At 40.9% G+C, this 17,412-nt stretch carries 14 protein-coding genes; 13 read left to right on the top strand and 1 reads right to left on the bottom strand.

The window, feature by feature from the left end:
- The first annotated feature begins 7 nt into the window (after window positions 1-7).
- From ACKPEB_RS16805 to ACKPEB_RS16760, 10 genes are all read left to right on the top strand, one after another.
- Window positions 8-1,417 carry a hypothetical protein gene (locus ACKPEB_RS16805; RefSeq protein WP_408966111.1) on the top strand — a complete coding sequence of 470 codons (1,410 nt, stop codon included), beginning with the start codon at window positions 8-10 and terminating at the stop codon, window positions 1,415-1,417.
- A gap of 96 nt (window positions 1,418-1,513) precedes the next feature.
- Window positions 1,514-2,779 (top strand): hypothetical protein, encoded by a 1,266-nt coding sequence (locus ACKPEB_RS16800; RefSeq protein WP_408966110.1) that lies wholly within the window; start codon window positions 1,514-1,516, stop codon window positions 2,777-2,779.
- Window positions 2,780-2,790: 11 nt separating this feature from the next.
- Window positions 2,791-4,866, top strand: a complete 2,076-nt coding sequence (locus ACKPEB_RS16795) for a hypothetical protein (protein WP_408966109.1) — start codon at window positions 2,791-2,793, stop codon at window positions 4,864-4,866.
- Window positions 4,867-4,899: 33 nt separating this feature from the next.
- Window positions 4,900-5,079, top strand: a complete 180-nt coding sequence (locus ACKPEB_RS16790) for a hypothetical protein (RefSeq protein WP_408966108.1) — start codon at window positions 4,900-4,902, stop codon at window positions 5,077-5,079.
- Between the two features lie 27 nt (window positions 5,080-5,106).
- Entirely contained in the window at window positions 5,107-6,441 is a 1,335-nt protein-coding gene (locus ACKPEB_RS16785; RefSeq protein WP_408966107.1) for a hypothetical protein, read from the top strand.
- Window positions 6,442-6,458: 17 nt separating this feature from the next.
- Window positions 6,459-7,544, top strand: a complete 1,086-nt coding sequence (locus ACKPEB_RS16780; protein WP_408966106.1) for a hypothetical protein — start codon at window positions 6,459-6,461, stop codon at window positions 7,542-7,544.
- Window positions 7,544-8,767 carry a hypothetical protein gene (locus tag ACKPEB_RS16775; RefSeq protein WP_408966105.1) on the top strand — a complete coding sequence of 408 codons (1,224 nt, stop codon included), beginning with the start codon at window positions 7,544-7,546 and terminating at the stop codon, window positions 8,765-8,767. The genes ACKPEB_RS16780 and ACKPEB_RS16775 overlap by 1 nt, the downstream gene beginning before the upstream one ends.
- The gene (locus ACKPEB_RS16770) at window positions 8,767-9,042 is read left to right on the top strand and encodes a hypothetical protein (protein ID WP_408966104.1); all 276 of its coding nucleotides are present in this window, start codon (window positions 8,767-8,769) and stop codon (window positions 9,040-9,042) included. Before ACKPEB_RS16775 ends, ACKPEB_RS16770 begins: the two co-directional genes overlap by 1 nt.
- 28 nt (window positions 9,043-9,070) lie before the next feature.
- On the top strand, window positions 9,071-9,271 hold the full coding sequence (locus ACKPEB_RS16765) for a hypothetical protein (RefSeq protein ID WP_408966103.1): 201 nt from the start codon (window positions 9,071-9,073) through the stop codon (window positions 9,269-9,271).
- A 162-nt stretch (window positions 9,272-9,433) separates the two neighbouring features.
- Window positions 9,434-9,979, top strand: coding sequence for a hypothetical protein (locus ACKPEB_RS16760; protein WP_408966102.1), 546 nt, complete (start codon window positions 9,434-9,436; stop codon window positions 9,977-9,979).
- Between the two features lie 59 nt (window positions 9,980-10,038).
- Here the strand turns inward: ACKPEB_RS16760 and ACKPEB_RS16755 are convergent, their stop codons facing one another.
- Window positions 10,039-10,341, bottom strand: coding sequence for a hypothetical protein (locus ACKPEB_RS16755; RefSeq protein WP_408966101.1), 303 nt, complete (start codon window positions 10,339-10,341; stop codon window positions 10,039-10,041).
- Window positions 10,342-10,587: 246 nt separating this feature from the next.
- Here ACKPEB_RS16755 and ACKPEB_RS16750 point away from each other — a divergent pair, with 246 nt between their 5' ends.
- The 3 genes from ACKPEB_RS16750 to ACKPEB_RS16740 all read left to right on the top strand — a co-directional run bounded on the left by ACKPEB_RS16750 (window position 10,588) and on the right by ACKPEB_RS16740 (window position 17,364).
- The gene (locus tag ACKPEB_RS16750; protein ID WP_408966100.1) at window positions 10,588-11,127 is read left to right on the top strand and encodes a hypothetical protein; all 540 of its coding nucleotides are present in this window, start codon (window positions 10,588-10,590) and stop codon (window positions 11,125-11,127) included.
- 164 nt (window positions 11,128-11,291) lie between these two features.
- The gene (locus ACKPEB_RS16745) at window positions 11,292-11,960 is read left to right on the top strand and encodes a hypothetical protein (RefSeq protein WP_408966099.1); all 669 of its coding nucleotides are present in this window, start codon (window positions 11,292-11,294) and stop codon (window positions 11,958-11,960) included.
- A gap of 109 nt (window positions 11,961-12,069) precedes the next feature.
- Window positions 12,070-17,364 carry a hypothetical protein gene (locus tag ACKPEB_RS16740; protein ID WP_408966098.1) on the top strand — a complete coding sequence of 1,765 codons (5,295 nt, stop codon included), beginning with the start codon at window positions 12,070-12,072 and terminating at the stop codon, window positions 17,362-17,364.
- The last annotated feature ends 48 nt before the right edge of the window (window positions 17,365-17,412 follow it).

Genomic DNA, 17,412 nt, shown 5'->3' with positions numbered 1-17,412 from the left:
TAAAATCATGCTGAAATCAAAACCAAGTTCTTTATATCGGGTTGATGAAGATGAAGTAGCGGTGGGGAATGGCGGTGGAGGAGGTGCTGTTGCGCCTACTGAAGCTCAAATGAGATTAGCGATCGCTCAAACCTTATCAATGGGTTTTGCCTATAACGCCCCAGTTGTTGTGCTTAAATTTGATGTTGCCGAGAATGGCAATATTACCGGAGTATTTAAAGATGCGGCACGTCCACGGGTGTTTTCATTCACCTTAGATGGGGAGTCCGTAGCTTATAAGCCTTATAAACCCGGTAAAATGGACAGTTTAGAATCAGAGGAAGATGTCCAAGAGTGGGAGGCATTCTCAGAGGGGTACAGTTTCCGCGTTGATGCGGGAGTAGGTGGCAAAAAAAAGCCTCAATGCGTGAAACCGACAGCTTATAACTGTGGGAGTGCTTGTATTAATGTTAATAAAAATTGCAAATCCAATGCCAAAGATAATGTTTCTAAGGATAGGCTTAAAAAGTTAAAAGGTTTAGCGATGTCTTATTATAAGGAATTCGAGAAACTTGATAAGACAGAAAGAGGGAGTGATAAGCAGAAGGAATTTGGCGACAAGTCAAATCAAGCTAGTCGGAAGAGACTTGCTTTGATGGAACAAGCTAAGGGCAAAAAGGGTGTAAAATCAGAGGAGTCTCAAGCTAAACCCAAAGCAGAAAGTAAAAAGCCTTCTGGTCAAAAATCAACAGCGAAGAAAACGACAGAACCCAAGGTCAAAGTTGAAGCTAAATCCAGTCCTAAATCCAAGGCAAATCCTTTTTATAGTGACGAGCCGATCAAGGATTATGACACTTTTAAAAAGGAAATCTCAAAAGAATTAGCTAGGATTAATTTTGAGAATAATTACGATGGGTTGATCCCTATTCCAAAAATGAGAGAAGAACTCAAGGGGCGAGTAAAAGCAGAAGATTTTGACAAGTGGATGCTTCGGTCTCAAGCCGATAATGATAATATTCAACTTGGTGAAGGACAAAAACAAATGCCAGGGGGGATAAAAACCGAACTCGGAGCGCATAGGGATTATATTCGATTTTTTGACAAAGAGGCTATGGAGAAAGCTAGGACTGAAACAAAAAGAAAACCCGGTCAAATAACCGATCCGAAAGAATTTGAAGACGTGGCAATGAAGTCCTTGGCTGATCTTGACAAAGATGGGAAATATGGCAATCTTATTCCTATTCACGAACTTCGGAAATCCCTTGGAGACAAGGTGAGTCGAGGGGATTTTAACAATTTATTAATGGAAATGCAAGCAAACGACAAGGTTCAATTGATTGGGGGAGAGATGACAGATTCTACACCGAAGAAGGTAGAGGATTCTATCACAACCAGTCTTGGGGGGGTGCGTTATTATGTTAAAATCCTCAAGGATTGAACAAGATCAAATAACTACAATCCGAAAGTATCAAAAGAAATAGTGGTGGGAACATATAGAAACCCTTAATTAAGTTACAGGCAAAAGGAACAAAACATGAGCATAGAGACTAAATCGGCTCCAACAAAAGCCCAGATGCAAGCAGCGATCGCTCAGACTCTTGCCCTTCCTTTTGCCTATAACGCACCAGTGGAGGTGTTGGACTTTAAGGTAGATGATACGGGTAAAATATCAGGGCGATTCAAGGATTCTGCCCGTCCGAGGGTGTTTGATTTTGAGTTGGATGGAAATACCGTCAACTTCAAACCTTACGCGCCAGGACGCATGGATTCGGGCGATACAGTAGAACAATGGGAGGAGTTCTCATCAGGGTACGCCTTCCGCTTTGATGCCAAGGTTAAAACTAAAGGCAAGGCAGGAGATGCCAAGAAACCCCAATGCGTTAAACCCACAGCATATAATTGCGGAAAAGCCTGTATAAATATTAAGAATAATTGTAAGTCCAACCCTGATGATGCCAAATCAAAGGATCGTTTAGAAAAACTGAAAGCTGCGGGGATTGATTACACTAAAGAAACTAAGAAATCCACTCCTAAATCAACTGCAAAAACTAAGAAAGAGGCAAAAAAAACACCAGAAATAGATAAAAACGCTAAGGTAACAAAAGAAATATCCCCTAGCGAGAAAGGGAAAGAATCTGACATTGAAGAAGGAAAGAAAGCTACTGAAACAGATGTAAAGAGTGAAGATAGAACAGAGACCTCTAAACAACCTGATGAAAAGCCTAAAAACCTTAACTTAGTAGGAAATGGTGATCATGAATCCATGCCCTCAACCGCCGAAGAGTATCATAAAGCCCTGGAAAAAGCGGGGGTAAATATTTCTGAGAAGGAGGCAAAAGCCACCGTTGAGTCTATTTATAAATGGACAAAAGATTCCACTGACATTCGAGCAGATCAAAAGGCAGGGGAAGAGAATGATCATGCGGATCGGATTTCTAATTATGTCAGAAACTCAACCCCATACAAAGGCGAAGTCTACCGAGGGATTCACTTTGGAACCAAAAAGGAGGCTTTAAACTGGGCTAAAGGCGACAAGGATGGAGTGCTAGATAATCAAGGTGCTCACGCCTCTTGGTCGTCTAGTCTTGAGACAGCAGAGGAATTTTCGGACGATTTCTTTATCGAGGAAAAAAGGTTTCCTGTTGTTATTAAAACCATTAATAAATCAGGTGCGTCTATCAAGAATTTGAGCAATATCAGGGGAGAAGACGAGGTTATAGTTTTAAAAGATACTCGCCATCGAGTTAAAAGTGTCAAAGAAGAAAACGGACGGATTATTGTTGAAGCAGAGGAAATATAGGAGATTCTATCATGGGTTTAATAACCAGAAAAGATGCCACGCCAACCGAATCTCAGATGAAACTAGCGATCGCCCAAACATTATCAAAGCCTTTCGCTTACAACGCTCCGGTGGTAGTATTGGATTTTTCAGTAAACGATCAAGGGGAATTTGAAGGCAAGTTTAAAGATGCAGCCCGTCCCCGTGTTTTTTCTTTTAATATAGAAGGGCAATCCGTCACTTTCAAGCCCTATGCCCCAGGACGGATGGATAGTGCAGAGGATTGGGAGGAGTTCTCTAGTGGCTACTCCTATCGAGCAGATGCGGGGATAGGAGGTAATAAGAAGCCCCAATGTGTGAAGCCAACGGCTTACAATTGTGGCGCGGCTTGTATTAATATAATGAAAAGTTGTAAGACAAAAACCGACGATCCCACAATAAAGGACAGGCTTAAAAATTTAAACGAAATCGGGAAAGATTACGCAGAAACAGTTAAAACAACTAAAACCCCCAAGATATCAGAACCAGCTAAAACAGCTAAAGTAGATCCCAAAACTGAGGCAGAAAAGCCAACAGAAAAACCAACAGAAAAACCAGTAGAAAAACCAGTAGAAAAACAAACGCAAGAAAAAACAAAACCCCTTTCCATTGCCCAAAAAAATGCCCAAACAATAGAAAATCTAGCAAAGAAAGCGGGGGTTGATGTTTCTAAATTAGTAGAAACTGCAAGAAAAGCGGGTGCGACTGAAGCTCAATTATTGACATTAAAAAATGGTGTTGCTAATTACATGAAAGCCAAGGGGATAGTGCCTGGAAGTGAATTAAAAACTACGAGATCGGAAGAAGAAGGTTTGACAGGAGACGGGTCACACGAAGGGATGCCCAGAAATGCCCAGGAGTATTATAATCTTGCCACTAAAAACGGGAAGCAAATAACATTAAAAGAAGCTCAAGATACTGTTGATGCTATTAAAGACTGGGCGGGGGCTGGTTACGAGGAAATAAGAAAAGATCAAAAGGAAGGGCGTGTCAATGAACGAGCGACACTTATTGATAATTATATCAAAAACTTAACCCCATACAAAGGAGAGGTTTACAGAGGGATAACTTTTGACAACAAAAAAGAGATGGATGCTTGGCTAAAAGGAGATAAGGACGGCATTTTAGGCAATCAAAACGCCCATGCATCCTGGAGTTCTGAACTCTACGTTGCTAAAGATTTTGCATCAGTAGAAGATGATCTAGGTAGAGTGTCTGTTGTAATTAAGTCGGTCAATAACAAGTCAGGTGTGTCTATTTCCAACCTAAGTAGTTATGGGAAGACGGAATCCGAGGTTATTGTTTCAAAAGATGCCAAACACAAAGTTAAAAGCGTTAGAGAAGAAGGGGGTGTTGTGTATGTAGAAGTAGAAGAGGTTGACTCCCCGCCAGAAAAAAGCTCTACCAAACAAGAAGAGGTTAAAACACAGCAAAAAACTCCTGAACAAAAAGTTGGTAAACTAACTCCTTCCCTGGTTTCCAAGGAAGATCAAATAAAAACAGCAAAAGAATGGTATGCAACCGCAAAACAATTTAAGATAAAAGGGAAAAAAGTATTGGACGCTCTTTCTGAAGACGATATGATTGGAGGCAAAAAAGTCAATAGAGAGGCTCTTGAGAACACGTTGGACTTAGTGTTTGACTCAAGCATAGTAATAGATGGGTTGATTTATTCTGCTCAAGAAAAGCCGGGAAAACAAGATACGATTTTTCTAAAAGATGAGTCTGGAAATGCTCAAGGCTTTTTTATGGTAGGAAACGAAAAATCCAAAGATTCAATGTATATAGAATATTTGGGGACAAATCCATTAAATATAATACAGAGCAAAAAAGGGGTAGGAAAACAGATTATGTATCAAGCTATTCAGGAAAGCATAAAGCGAGGGTTGAAAGGACGAATAAAACTAGAAGCACTGGATACGTCAGAGTCTTTCTATGAGGCAGTGGGATTTCAGAGGAAAACAGAGAAAGTTTTTGAAGATAGCAAATATTATGATACGGATTATTTTGAATTGTCAGAAGAATCAGCTAAGGCATTTGTTGAGAAATACGAGAAAACTCTAAAATAGGATAGAATACAGTCATTATTTAAGGACAAAAACATGAAAAATAAACCTCAAGCAGATGATGAAATTTTAGCAGAAATGGAGGAAGTTGACAGACTCGAACTTGAAGGGGGAATATCCGCCACTCCTGCCAATAAAAGAACCGACCCCGATCTTAAAGATAAGCCAAAATACAAAATGTCTGGATTATCCAAAGACGGCTTAAAACTTAAATAATCATAAATTTAACAACAGGAATTAATTATGCTTTCTTACCAATACCGGATGGACGAGACTACAGCCCCAACTGAAGCTCAAATGAAATTAGCGATCGCTCAAACCTTATCACTTCCTTTTGCCTATAATGCTCCAGTGGTAGTGCTAAATTTTGAGGTTGACGAAGACGGTGGGATTACTGGGAACTTTAAGGACGCAGCTAGACCCCGTGTTTTTAGTTTTGAGTTAGATGGTGAATCAGTCTCCTATAGTCCGTTTAAACCCGGAAAAATGGACAGTTTAGATAGTGAAGATGGAGTTATTGAATGGGAGGAATTCTCGGCAGGTTATAGCTATCGAGTTGATGCGGGGATAGGTAAAGGGAAAAAGCCACAATGCACTAAACCAACTTCTTACAACTGTGGTAATGCCTGTATTAATATAATGAAAAGCTGTAAAGCCAACCCAAAAGATCCTGAACCAAAAGATAGGCTTAAAAAGTTAAAAGGTTTAGCGACGTCTTATTATAAGGAGTTTGAGAAACTTGATAAGACAGAAAGAGGTAGTGATAAACAGAAGGAATTTGGCAATAAATCAAATCAAGCTAATCGGAAAAGACTTGAATTGATGGAACAAGCTAAGGGCAAAAAGGGTGTAAAATCAGAGGAGTCTCAAGCTAAACCCAAAGCAGAAAGTAAAAAGCCTTCTGGTCAAAAATCAACAGCGAAGAAAACGACAGAACCCAAGGTCAAACCCGATCCAAAGGTAGAGCCAAAACTTGAAGTTAAACCCAGTGTAAACATTAAGTTGGTTGGTGATGGAACCCACGAAGGGGCTCCTAAAGATGCCCAAGAATATTATGACATGATGACAAAACAAGGCAATAAAATCACAATGAAAGAAGCTGAGGATCTAACTAGCTCCGCATGGTACTGGAGCGCGAAAGGTAGTGGAGAAATAAGAAGATCTCAACAGAAAGGCAAACCCAACAAGGAGGCGAAAGATTTTGAAAAATACGTGAGCAGCTTAACTCCATACAAAGGAGATATTTATAGGGGGATGGCTTTTAAAAGCAAAGAAGAGGCAACGAAATGGCTTAAAGGGGATGAAAATGGGCTTTTGGATAATCAGTCCGCTCACGCTTCTTGGAGTTCTAAGGAGTCTGTTGCAAAGTTATTCGCTGATCCCATGATGCACTTTGGTAAGGATAAAAATATAAGCGTTATTATTAAGTCGGTTAACAAAACAGGTGTATCCATTCAAAACCTAAGTCGGTTTGGAGATGGAGAAGCAGAGGTTGTTGTGCCTAAAAATGCTAGACATAGAGTTAAAAGTGTTAAAGAAGAAAATGGATTATTTTATGTAGAAGTGGAAGAAGTTTAATCTTGGTTTAAACAAAAATGAAAAAACCACAATGCGAAAAACCAACAGCTTACAATTGCGGTCAAGCCTGTATAAATGTCTCAAAATCCTGTCAGCAATCACCATCCGATTCCTTTGGGAGAAATAGACTACAAAAACTTAAGCAAGTTGCAGCTATTTTTGCTAAATCAAAAGGGGTAAAAAACAAAAAGGGCCAAGAATCTACCAATAGATTAATAGACAACATCACGGCAAAAAGAAAAGTTGAAGCGGGGGAGTTGAAGCAAGCTAGGGGTGAAATCAATGCAGAAAGGAGGAAAGCCAGATTAAAAGCTGAGGCAAAAGCAAAGAGAGAGCAACTATTAAAGTTGTCTGAAGAGTTTGAGGGTAAGTCTAAAACAAAAGGAGCTACTGCGGAGGTGATAAAAGGAGCATCTCCTAATGCCAAACTCTGGGATGTATATAATAGTTACAAAAAACAGATTAGCAAAGCTGCCAAAAGTAATCCGTTGGGTGCAAAAGAGATGGTTATAAAAGCGAACAAGAAGCTTGAAGTCATAAAAGAGGAAAATGCCAATTTTTTAGCTCAATCCAGGAAATTAATAGAGGTAAGCTCCCCAACCAAAATCAATGCTTCAATAAGTTCCCCGTCATACAGGGAGGGGGTTGAAGCATTCTCTCGAATGGTTTCTATCCCTAATCTAAAAGATCCAATCAATATCGTCGATGCTCCCCCTGAGTCTCAAGGGCGGAGTTTTTACAATTTAGGAAGTAATCAGGTATACATGGGTGTTGAATCTTCTAGTACGGTAATTCACGAGATGAGTCACTGGTTAGAGGAAAAAGTTCCAGGTATTAGGCGGGAGGTTGTGGACTTTTATAATAAACGAACTAAAGGGGAAGACTTGGTTCGTCTTCGAGATGTTACTGGGAACAAAGCCTATGGAGAGGATGAGGTTACAAGGACGGACAAATGGCTTCATCCCTATATGGGGAAAGAATACAAGGATGCCTCCGAGATTCTTTCAATGGGCATGGAAATGATGTATGAAAACCCTGCTTATCTTGCTAAGAATGATCCTGAAATGTTTGACTTTATTTATAGTGTTGTAAGGAGGGGTTGATGACGGAACGGAAGAAAGCCCAATGCGTTAAAACTACATCCTACAACTGCGGAAGATCTTGTATTAACGTTATGAAGACTTGCAGGGTTGTCCCAAAGGATGCTAAGTCTAAGGATAGGCTTCAGAAGTTAAAAGCTATGGGGATTGATTACGTCAAAATCAAACCTTTAAAATCCAAAGTTAAGCCTACTCCAACACCAAAGCCAACACCAAAGCCAACACCGGAACCAACTCCTATTCCCGTGCCAGTGAAACCCATTCAAGTTACCCCTATTCAGGTAACACCTATTCCCGTTGCAGTACCAGAACCCGACATTGTTGAGGTAGTAAAGGATTTTACGGGTAAAGTTAAGCCCGGAGTTAAAGAAACTCCAGAGCAAAGGAAGGCAAGGTTGTTGGGTGAAGCAAAAAAACGTCGGCAAAACTTACTAGAAATGTATGACGATTTCATGTCTGGATATGAAAGATATGGAAGCAAAAAAGACGTTTTATCAAACTCGCTGGACACTGCTAATCCAGAAAAATATATCAACAAACAAATAAACGACACAAGACAAAAGATTTTTGCTTTAACGCGAACAAATCCATCTCAAGCTGAAGCTTTATCTCAAGGCATTGAAAATGATTTAGAACCCGCTTTAATGGAACTCTCTAATTTTATGGCAGAGGCAAGGAAGTTTTTGTTGGAGGTGGATAATCCTACGCCTTTAAAAGTAAAAATAAAAGAGGAGAACGACTCAGTTTTGTATCAGCACTTGTATAAAAAAGGGATTGATATATTGTCGAAAATGGTAGATCTGCCAAAATTAAAGAGCTCTGTTACATTGGCGACCGCAAAAACCCTAGGGACTCGGAGTGGCTACAACAGCAATAGTCTAACGATTACAATGGCAACCGACGATCCGGGCACACTAATTCACGAGATGGGGCATTGGATCGAATCTTCTGTTTCTGGTATAGCAAATGAAGCCAAACGTTTTTACAACTCTCGAACAGAAGGAGAAAAAACAGTTAAACTAAAAACATTTGATCCTACTTATGGGAATGATGAAATCACAAAAGTTGATCAATGGATTAATCCTTATATGGGTAAGGTTTACTCAGACGGATCAACGGAAATAATCTCTATGGGGTTAGAATTAATGTATAGAAATCCGGTTTACCTTGCCAAAAAAGACCCGGAAATGTTCGATTTTATTTACTCAGTGGTTAGGAGAGGATAATGGCTTATCGTGTCAAGATCAATGGTGTTATATCAATTATAGAGAATGGGGTTTGGACATCTTCAACCCCACATTATGCTGGAATTCTCAATAATATGACAAAGATAGAGAAGATGGCAGCCATAGACCCGGACTCGCCTTTTTTCTGGATTAATTCCCCTGCCACTCCCGACCCTGATTGGTTGATAGCAACGGAGATGGCAAAAACCTTTGATGGGACGGTGATGGATGATCCTATAATCCCTCCTGAAACAGACGAAGAAGTTATCTATTGAAATATAACTATCATTTAAGGGTAAAAGCATGAATAACGAATCTCAAACAGATGATGAAATCCTGGTCGATATAGATGAAATTGATAACCTTGAACTTGAATACGGGATCTCTGCTGCCCCATCTCGTAAACTCAAGGCGTTGAAAGGCAAGCTAAATGCGGAAGGCGCGATTAAAGATAAAACCTCTGGGGTATCTCAAAGAAAAATCAACACAAAGCAAACCAATTAGATCGGTGGTGAAGTCTTGAAATGAAAAAAACCCAATGCGAAAAGCCAACATCTTACAATCTATTTAGCCAAAAACGATCCTGAAATGTTCGATTTTATTTATGCAGTCGTAAGACAACGTTAAACTGCTTAATGATATGATCAATAAAAATTAGGGCTGAATATGGATTTTAATACACTTGAATTAGATGGTAATAAATACCCTTTAGAGAAACCAATTGATTTCCTGCTTAATTGGGCTATGGAGGCATCGGCAGATGAGTTTAAGAGCAAAGAATCATTAGACAAAATAGCTAAAGTTATTAAGGCGGTTTGTCCTTCTGTCCCCAATGATTACTTCTACGGTTTAGATGCCCAATGCACTATCCCATTGATTGATAGTTACCTGATCATAGATTTTGTGGCTAAATTGATGGTATGCGTGATTGAGCGACGGATTCAGGTGATTGAATCTATCCCAGAAGATCAAAGAGCATCTCTGAAGATAGACGTTAAGGAGAAGGTTACTTTATTTCGTCAAGCTGTTGATAAAATCAGCAAGCAATTCTCGGATCTGCGGTTTAACCTGATATTAGGGGGAATCCAGGTTTCAACCAAAGAAGCCCCTGTATCCCCTTCTTTCCAAAATGAACCTAAAATCATGGCACTCAAGCAACAGGTGGAGGCGTTGAGTTCTGAGATTGCATCACTAGAAAAAGCCACAGTCTAGGTGTTTTTAGGTTATGAGACAAGAAAAAGCCGAGGAATAAACCCCCGGCTTTTGTCGGTTCATTCTCCAAATAAAGCATTTTCAATCTTCTGAAACCTTTCCTCGAATTGGGCTATTATTTGCGCGGCGATCGCGTCTGATTTATTGTCCGGGGCTGGATAAATTTGTTTCTCTATCTTCACTTCCCCATTGGTTAGGGCTTCGAGTCCACTGATTAAAATGTCTCGGATTGCCTTGCTTTGGTCGTATTCGATACTACCCCGTTTATTGGGTACTGCGGGGTATTTCTCTCGTCCATAGGTTTCAATAGCGTTTAAGAGGTCATCAGGACATCTGAAATTGATTAATTTGTTAGCTGCCATATTCTCACTCCGTTGTTTTACTGCATTATAGCAGCGTATAACGGAAAGTAAGACATATAAGTATAACAATCTATTTTCTGTTTTACCTATAAGTAAGATTGAAGTAAAACCCCTTTACATCTGTAAGACGTTTAGCTATACTGTTATACATAAGGGGTTAAGAAAACCTCAAAAACAACAGAGTCGGAAGGGTAACTTACCAGGGCTTCCCAACCAACTCTTACAATCCAAGTAAGGACTAAACCAATGGTAGCACGAGTTTTCACCAATATCGCACATTTTGAAATCCGGGTCAGTTGGATCGATAAAACAAGAGGTTATGTCAACGGGTTGCGTTTTACAATTGAGAATGAAGAAGTCACCTTTCCTGGCCATCCAACTTTCCACTCTTCACCCTCCAAAAAAGCTTCGAGCAATCTCTATCGCTCATTGATTATCGCAGTACGTCGGACACCGGAGTTTCAGGAATCTAAGCGCGAATCAAAATCGAATTTTATCAAGGTTATTAAGTTATCGGGTGAACGCTACGAAGTCCGAAACAGTTTAAACCTGAATAGCGTTTACGAAGTCGTTACGAACTCCTCATACACCTGCTCCTGTCCTGATCACACATTCCGTAAAGTCGAGTGCAAACACATCAAAGCGGTCAAACGAGATGTCAACAAACCCACGATGTCCTTGATGACTGTATACAACGGAAAAGCATTAAACCCACGACTAAGAGTTGTCTCGGATTTGACTGAATCCCAAATCACCACCGCCAAAGCTTCACTCGGTTGGCAATAAGTTAAACGTCTTACTTTTAAATAATCCCTATAAGTAAGACTAATGTAAAACAGGTTGACAAAGTAAAACAGAGCAGTTATATTGTTATACATGAGGGGAAGAGAAATCGATACAACTCAACCCCCTCAAAAACCAAAACACCACAGAGACAAAGGACTAAAACCATGTTATTTACTCAACACGTCAACAGTTTGACCGCTTCAGTTAACAGCATTCAAAACCAGATTGATGAATTAGAAGCCCAACTCAAAGGCTTACGCAACGACAAATCTAACCTCGAAGCAGAACTCCAAACAGTCTTGACCCTTGAAGGTGCAGCCGAGTCAGCAATCAGTCAATCTCAAAGTTTTGTTAACGCCGCCGATTCTATGGGACGGACTGACCTGATCGAAACCTTCTGGCAAGCTATGAACGCCATTCAAAAAGGAACGATCGCACAACTCCCAGAAGCAACACCCGAACCCACGCCGGAACCTGAACCCACTAACCCGATAGAACCCGATACTAACCCGGTACAAGCTGGCATTATCACGGTAGAAGCTACAGAAGCCACAGAACAGAAACCCGATACAGTACCCGATGCTAACCCGACACAACCGGACACTTTACCCGATACAGTACCGGACACTACCCCACAGAACGGAAAACAACCCCTATCAGTTGGTAGTGCAGTCTTTAACACCAAAGACGCAAGCATGGAAGAATTAAAAGCCTATGTCCGAAGCTTCTGGAACGATGACAAGATCAAACAGCACGGCTCTCTCACTCGACGCTCAACCTGGGTTCATGCAGCTAAACAAATTATGAACATCTCTGACTACACCCAATCTTAAACCTAATAATGAACCCCGATAGTTTTATCGGGGTTTCGGTTAAAATAAAAATATGACTAACAAAGAAGATTCCTCTTGATTTTATAATAGCAAATCAAGAGGCTTTGATATGGCAGGTTTTGATGGAGTAGAAATTACAATTTCAGCTAATGACAGCGCAACGGATGTTATTCAGTCTCTTGAGGATGCTATAGGCGAACTTGGGGGGAGTTTATTAGGGCTTCGGCAACCGCTTCAAATCTTTGAGCTATTTCAAGAATCCTTTGGGGGAATCACCGGGGCAATTGTAGAAACAACATCTACAATCGGTTTCTTTGGTCAGGGGATGTCAGCCCTTCAAGGGTTGGTTTCTAACGGCCCTTTTCAGCTATTAATTGGTCAGACTATTGAACTTCAAGATCAATTACTTTCCACCGCAGCCACGTTGGTTGGAACCTCAAAAATTATCAGCAATGGCTTTGAGATTAAGGACGCACAACAGGCTATTCTCTCCCTGAATCAACCGTTAAACGACCAAATTAGACAACTAAAGCAAGAATCCCTAGAGTTAGTCGGGGTGACTTCCAAGGAATTGGTTCCAGTCTTTCAGCAGGTAGCTTCCGGTATTACCCCGATTGGAGCTAGTTTGACCGATGCAAGGGGACTGACATTATCCTTTGCCGCAGCATTAGGAACCCTTCAAGTCCCTCTGTATCAAAGTCAACAGGAAATTCAATCTATATTCCAAGGGAACATTGATCAGAACTCCGTTTTAGCCAAGTCGTTAAGTATTAACAACGATATGGTTAACAAGTGGAAGGCTCAAGGGACTCTTGTTAGTGAATTAACTAAACGATTAGAGCCGTTTAGAGCAGGAAACAAATTGGCATCCCAGAGCTTTGCCGGGGTGACTTCTAATATTCAGGAAGTCTTTGATCTAATTGGGCAGAAAGCAGGGGAAAAACTTCTAGTTCCTTTGGTTCAGGGATTAACTGAAGTCTATGATTTTTTAAATGTTAATACTGAATTAATTGTTGCTGAAGCCGGAAAAGTCACTGATCAAATTCTCCGGGCTGGACTGGCTTTTCAGTCAATTCTTAAAACTATTTTTGGGGATGTAGCGACGGTCTTTAAAGACGTTCCTTTATTTCTGTTTACGTCACTAGCCAACGCATTGGAGGCATTGAATGAAGGATTTGCCTTTACGATGTCGGTATTGCGTCCAGCGTTAAATTTGTTCTCCGCTTTGTCGAGTGCGATCGCTCCTGTTGCCAGTGGTTTCCTAGTTATTGCCTTGCAAGCCAAAGCTTTGGTTTTTGGTGTCAAAGTTTTAACCTCTGCCTTTGGAGTCTTAGGGAATGTTTTGCTTCCTGGTGTGGGTCAATTATTGCCACTGGTAGCAGGGAACGCAGGAATTTTAGCCGCAGCGTTTACTAACTTAGGAGGGGCTTCTGTTTTTAGCGCAACGGGAGCAACACGGTTATTTGCTAACCTCCAACAGATACCCGGAGCCATGACTTTGATCACCGCTGCAACCGCAGCGTTAAGCAATGTTCTTAAAAGCATTAGAGTTGCTGTTGTCGCTTTTGCCGCGTTCAAGGTAATTGATGAATTTATCCTCAAAAACAAAGGACTAATGGAAGTCCTGGGGGGTGTATTTGGGGGATTGGGTGAGGTTGTCAATATCTTGATCGGGTCTTGGCAATCAGCTTTAATCACTTCTACTATTGTTGTCGGAGGTTTAGCGATCGCCTTTCGCGCTCAATTAATCCCTGCCGTCTTGTCGTTTGTCAAGATTCAATTGGCGGGAGTCGTGGGGAGTGCCACAACCGCCTTTACCGTCCTCTCTGGGGTCTTGGGTTCTCTGGGTTTGAGTGGGATGGCTGTAAGTGCCGGAAGTGCCGCGAGTTCTTTGGTAGGGTTGTCAACGGCTGCGAGTGCTGGAGCCTTAACAATTGGAGGATTAGCCACAGCCATGAAAGGACTGCTAATCTCTACGGCCACACTACTTGCCCCGTTAACGGCTGTTGCTGCGGTTGTTGGGGGAATTGGGTTAATCCTTTATAGTAAGGCGTTGGAAGACTCTACGGAGGCTACGGAGGTTTTAGCAGATAGAACCGAAGAATTTGGAGATCTAGCAATTGATTCTATTCAACAATTGTCGGCAGCCAGAAAGAAACAGCAGGAATCCGAGAAATTGGGGATTAGATTGACCGATGAAGAATATAAAAACAATCAAAAACTCCAAAATCAAGCCAAACTCAGGGTTGGATTAATAGAAGATCAGATATCTGCTCTCAAAGAACAGGAGAAAACCGTCAAAGGAGATGCCAATAAAGCCAATATTCAATCTCAGATTACTGAATTAGAAAAGTTAAAAACCTCATTAAATGAGTTCTCATCTGACATCAAAATCGAACCTAAAGATCTTCCCATACTAGGGTCAACACTAGAGCAATTAAAGAAAAAAGCCGATCAAGCAATGGAGGCAATTTTAAAGCCATCCGGTGATCAGGAAATCTTTAAATCCAAAGCTTCAGAAGTGATTGAGTTTAACATGGCTCTATTGGAGATGGGTCAAACAATTGATAAAGATGTAATTGCCAAACTTCGCCAATTAGCTAATGATACGAGATTAGATCAAGAAGTCCAACGCGAAGCTCAGGAGACTATTACAAAGGTTATTCAGTCCGAGAGTGAAGAACGTCTAGCTGTTATTGGTCGTCAAAAAGCCGAAGTTGAAGCCTTACAAAAAAATGGGGAGGTGGGAGCATTTGAGTCAGAAAAACAAATCACGGCACTAACCATTAAGGAGCTAGAAGAACGGAAATCGGCACAACAACAAATTCAGTCTGAACAACAATCCCTTGGGAATACAGAAGCAGCAGAGAAGGCAGGGGAGGAAATCAAGAAAATAGAGGCGGATATTACCAAAGCTGTTGCAGAGGAAAGATCTAAACGCAACGCCGAATTAATTAAAAACTTTGAGGAACAACAATCAATTATCGAGGGATATTTAGCTCAGGGATTAGGAACTGAGGAACGTTTTAACGCTCAGAAAACACAGTTGCAACTTAAGGGATTAGATGAACAAATTAGACAACAGCAAAACAAGTTAAGGAAGTTAGCAGGGGATGACAAGGAAGGTCGGGAAGCGATTAACGCCGAGATTGGAAAACTACAAGTTCAACGCCAGAAAATCATCAAGGAAGGCTATGATCAAGAGCTTTCTACCTTAGAGAAACAACTCCAAAAAACCGTTGATTTAGTCAAAGAAGCGGAATTAGAGCGTCAAATTGAACGTCAAAAAGCCTTTAATCAAGATGGGGGTGATCAGACATCTATAGAGGAAGAAAACACCAGAGAAAGCCTGAAAACAATTGAGGTTGAATATAATAAAACCATTGAAAAACTTAATAAGATGAAGGCACAATCGCCTTTATCCGATCCTCGATTAGAAGCCGACCGTCAAACTGAAATTAGAAAGTTAAGACAACAAGGATTACAACAAAGTTTAGAGTTTCTAAAGACTGAAAAAGCTGCATGGGACGCTCATACTGAGTTCTTGTTAGCTGAAATCACTCGTGAAAACAACGCTCGATTATTAGGTATTGAGAAACAGATTAACGGGGGAAAAGCCCTCCGAGAACTTTCTGATGCTCAATCTGCCTCTGACAAAGTTCGGGACTTGCAGACTCAACTAAGTAGAGAAAAGGACATCAATAATCAAGCATCCCTCCGACTTGAGATCGAGAAGGCATTAGGGTCTGAACGTGCAGCATGGAAACAATTGGGATTAGCTGAAGCGGAATTAGAGAATACTAAAGAACTTAACCAACTGAGTCGAGATTATTTAGCTGGTAAAATCTCCCAGAACGATATTGCACTCCAACAAGCTAAGGACAACCTTGAATTAATAGAATTAGAGGCAAAAGCCACGACTGATAAAAAGGGAATCGTAGAGACAGAAAAGAAACGACTTGAAGCTGTCAAAGCATTAAGAGAAGCCGAGAAAGCTAAACGGATGGCTGACTTGGAAGCGATTAACAATATTGAATTAATTGGTCTTAAAGGACTGTTGAACAAAGGTAAGATTTTAAGAGAGGAATATGATCTAAAAGTTGCTCAACAATCTATTAAAAAGATTGAGGAGCGGTTATCATTAGAAACCGATGTTAACGAACGAATTAAGATTCAACTTGAACTCACTGAAGCTCAGGGATCTTTGATTGATGCCAATGTCAAACTTTACGAAGCAAAACTAAATAAAGAAAGTCAACAATATGAGAACAGCATCAAACGACAAAATAAGGAGTTAGACAGTCAAACTAAGCGGTTAGAAGGGTTAACCAAAGCCTTCCAAATGCGCTCAGAACTCCAAGACGCACAAAAAGGTGTGTTTGATGCAGCGAGTAGCTTCTATCAAGGAGAATTAGATGCTTTAGTTCAAGGGGAACGATCTGAACGGAAAAAGAAACAATTGGCTGAATTAATAGCCGGAATTAAGTTAAAGTCAGCCCTTCAGCAAGCTCAGTTTGAAGAGCAATCCTTAATCATGCAGCAACAAATGAAAACCATCGAGCTTGAGCGTGAGGAAATTGCTAAACGTTCCGCCATTAATCAAGCTAAGTTAGATTCAAAACGGGCTGACGCTGCTTTGTCTGTTGCCCAACAAGACCCCAGGACAACGCCCGAACAATTGGAGGCTTTGCGATTAGAGGCTGAATTAGCGCGGGAGAATGTTGGATATCAGGAGCAAGATTTGAGACTATTGCAAAGGCAACAGGAAAATCAAGATGAGATATTCAAACTTCAACGTCAGGCATTGGATTTTAGAAATAAAGGCATGATTAGATCCGCTCAATTGGATGTGGCAAATAACACGGCTAACAGAGGGTTGAAACGACAACGATTACAGGAAATCAGAGAAGATGTTTTAAGTAATTTTGGAGTTGACAGTGTTTCTGATCTCACCAGTCGCTCATCAGCAACAGCTAATCAAGCCCTAAGAGAATCAGGCTTAAAAGGCAGTAACCGACTCCCTGGTGGTTTATCAACAGAAGAACAGATGCGAAGCCTTAGAGGGGATACTGGAAGCTTCTCCGGTGCTACGGGAACCGCAGGAAGTGAGATTTACAGGCTAACAGGCGGTTTGTCCGGTGGGGGTGGAGGATTACCTCAGTCCCGTGAACCCTTAATGCTTCCCGCAGCATTGACCCCAAGTATTACCCCGTCTATTTCTCAGGACTTATCACGTGCATTACAACAGACTGGAGTCGGGAAAACTTCTACAACAATCGCTCCTGTAATTAATATCCCAATTACCGTAAATGGCGATCAAAAAGTGGGAGAATCGATCAAGAAACAAGTTGAACCAAGGTTAGAAAATGTTATTCAACAAATGGTTACTTTGTCCCGTAGTTAGTGGGTTATTGATCGTCGGGTCGGTGAGTGCGATCGCTCAATATGGATG

Source organism: Planktothrix sp. (genome assembly GCF_046067725.1).
GTDB lineage: Bacteria > Cyanobacteriota > Cyanobacteriia > Cyanobacteriales > Microcoleaceae > Planktothrix.
This window is presented reverse-complemented; position numbering and strand designations above follow the sequence as displayed.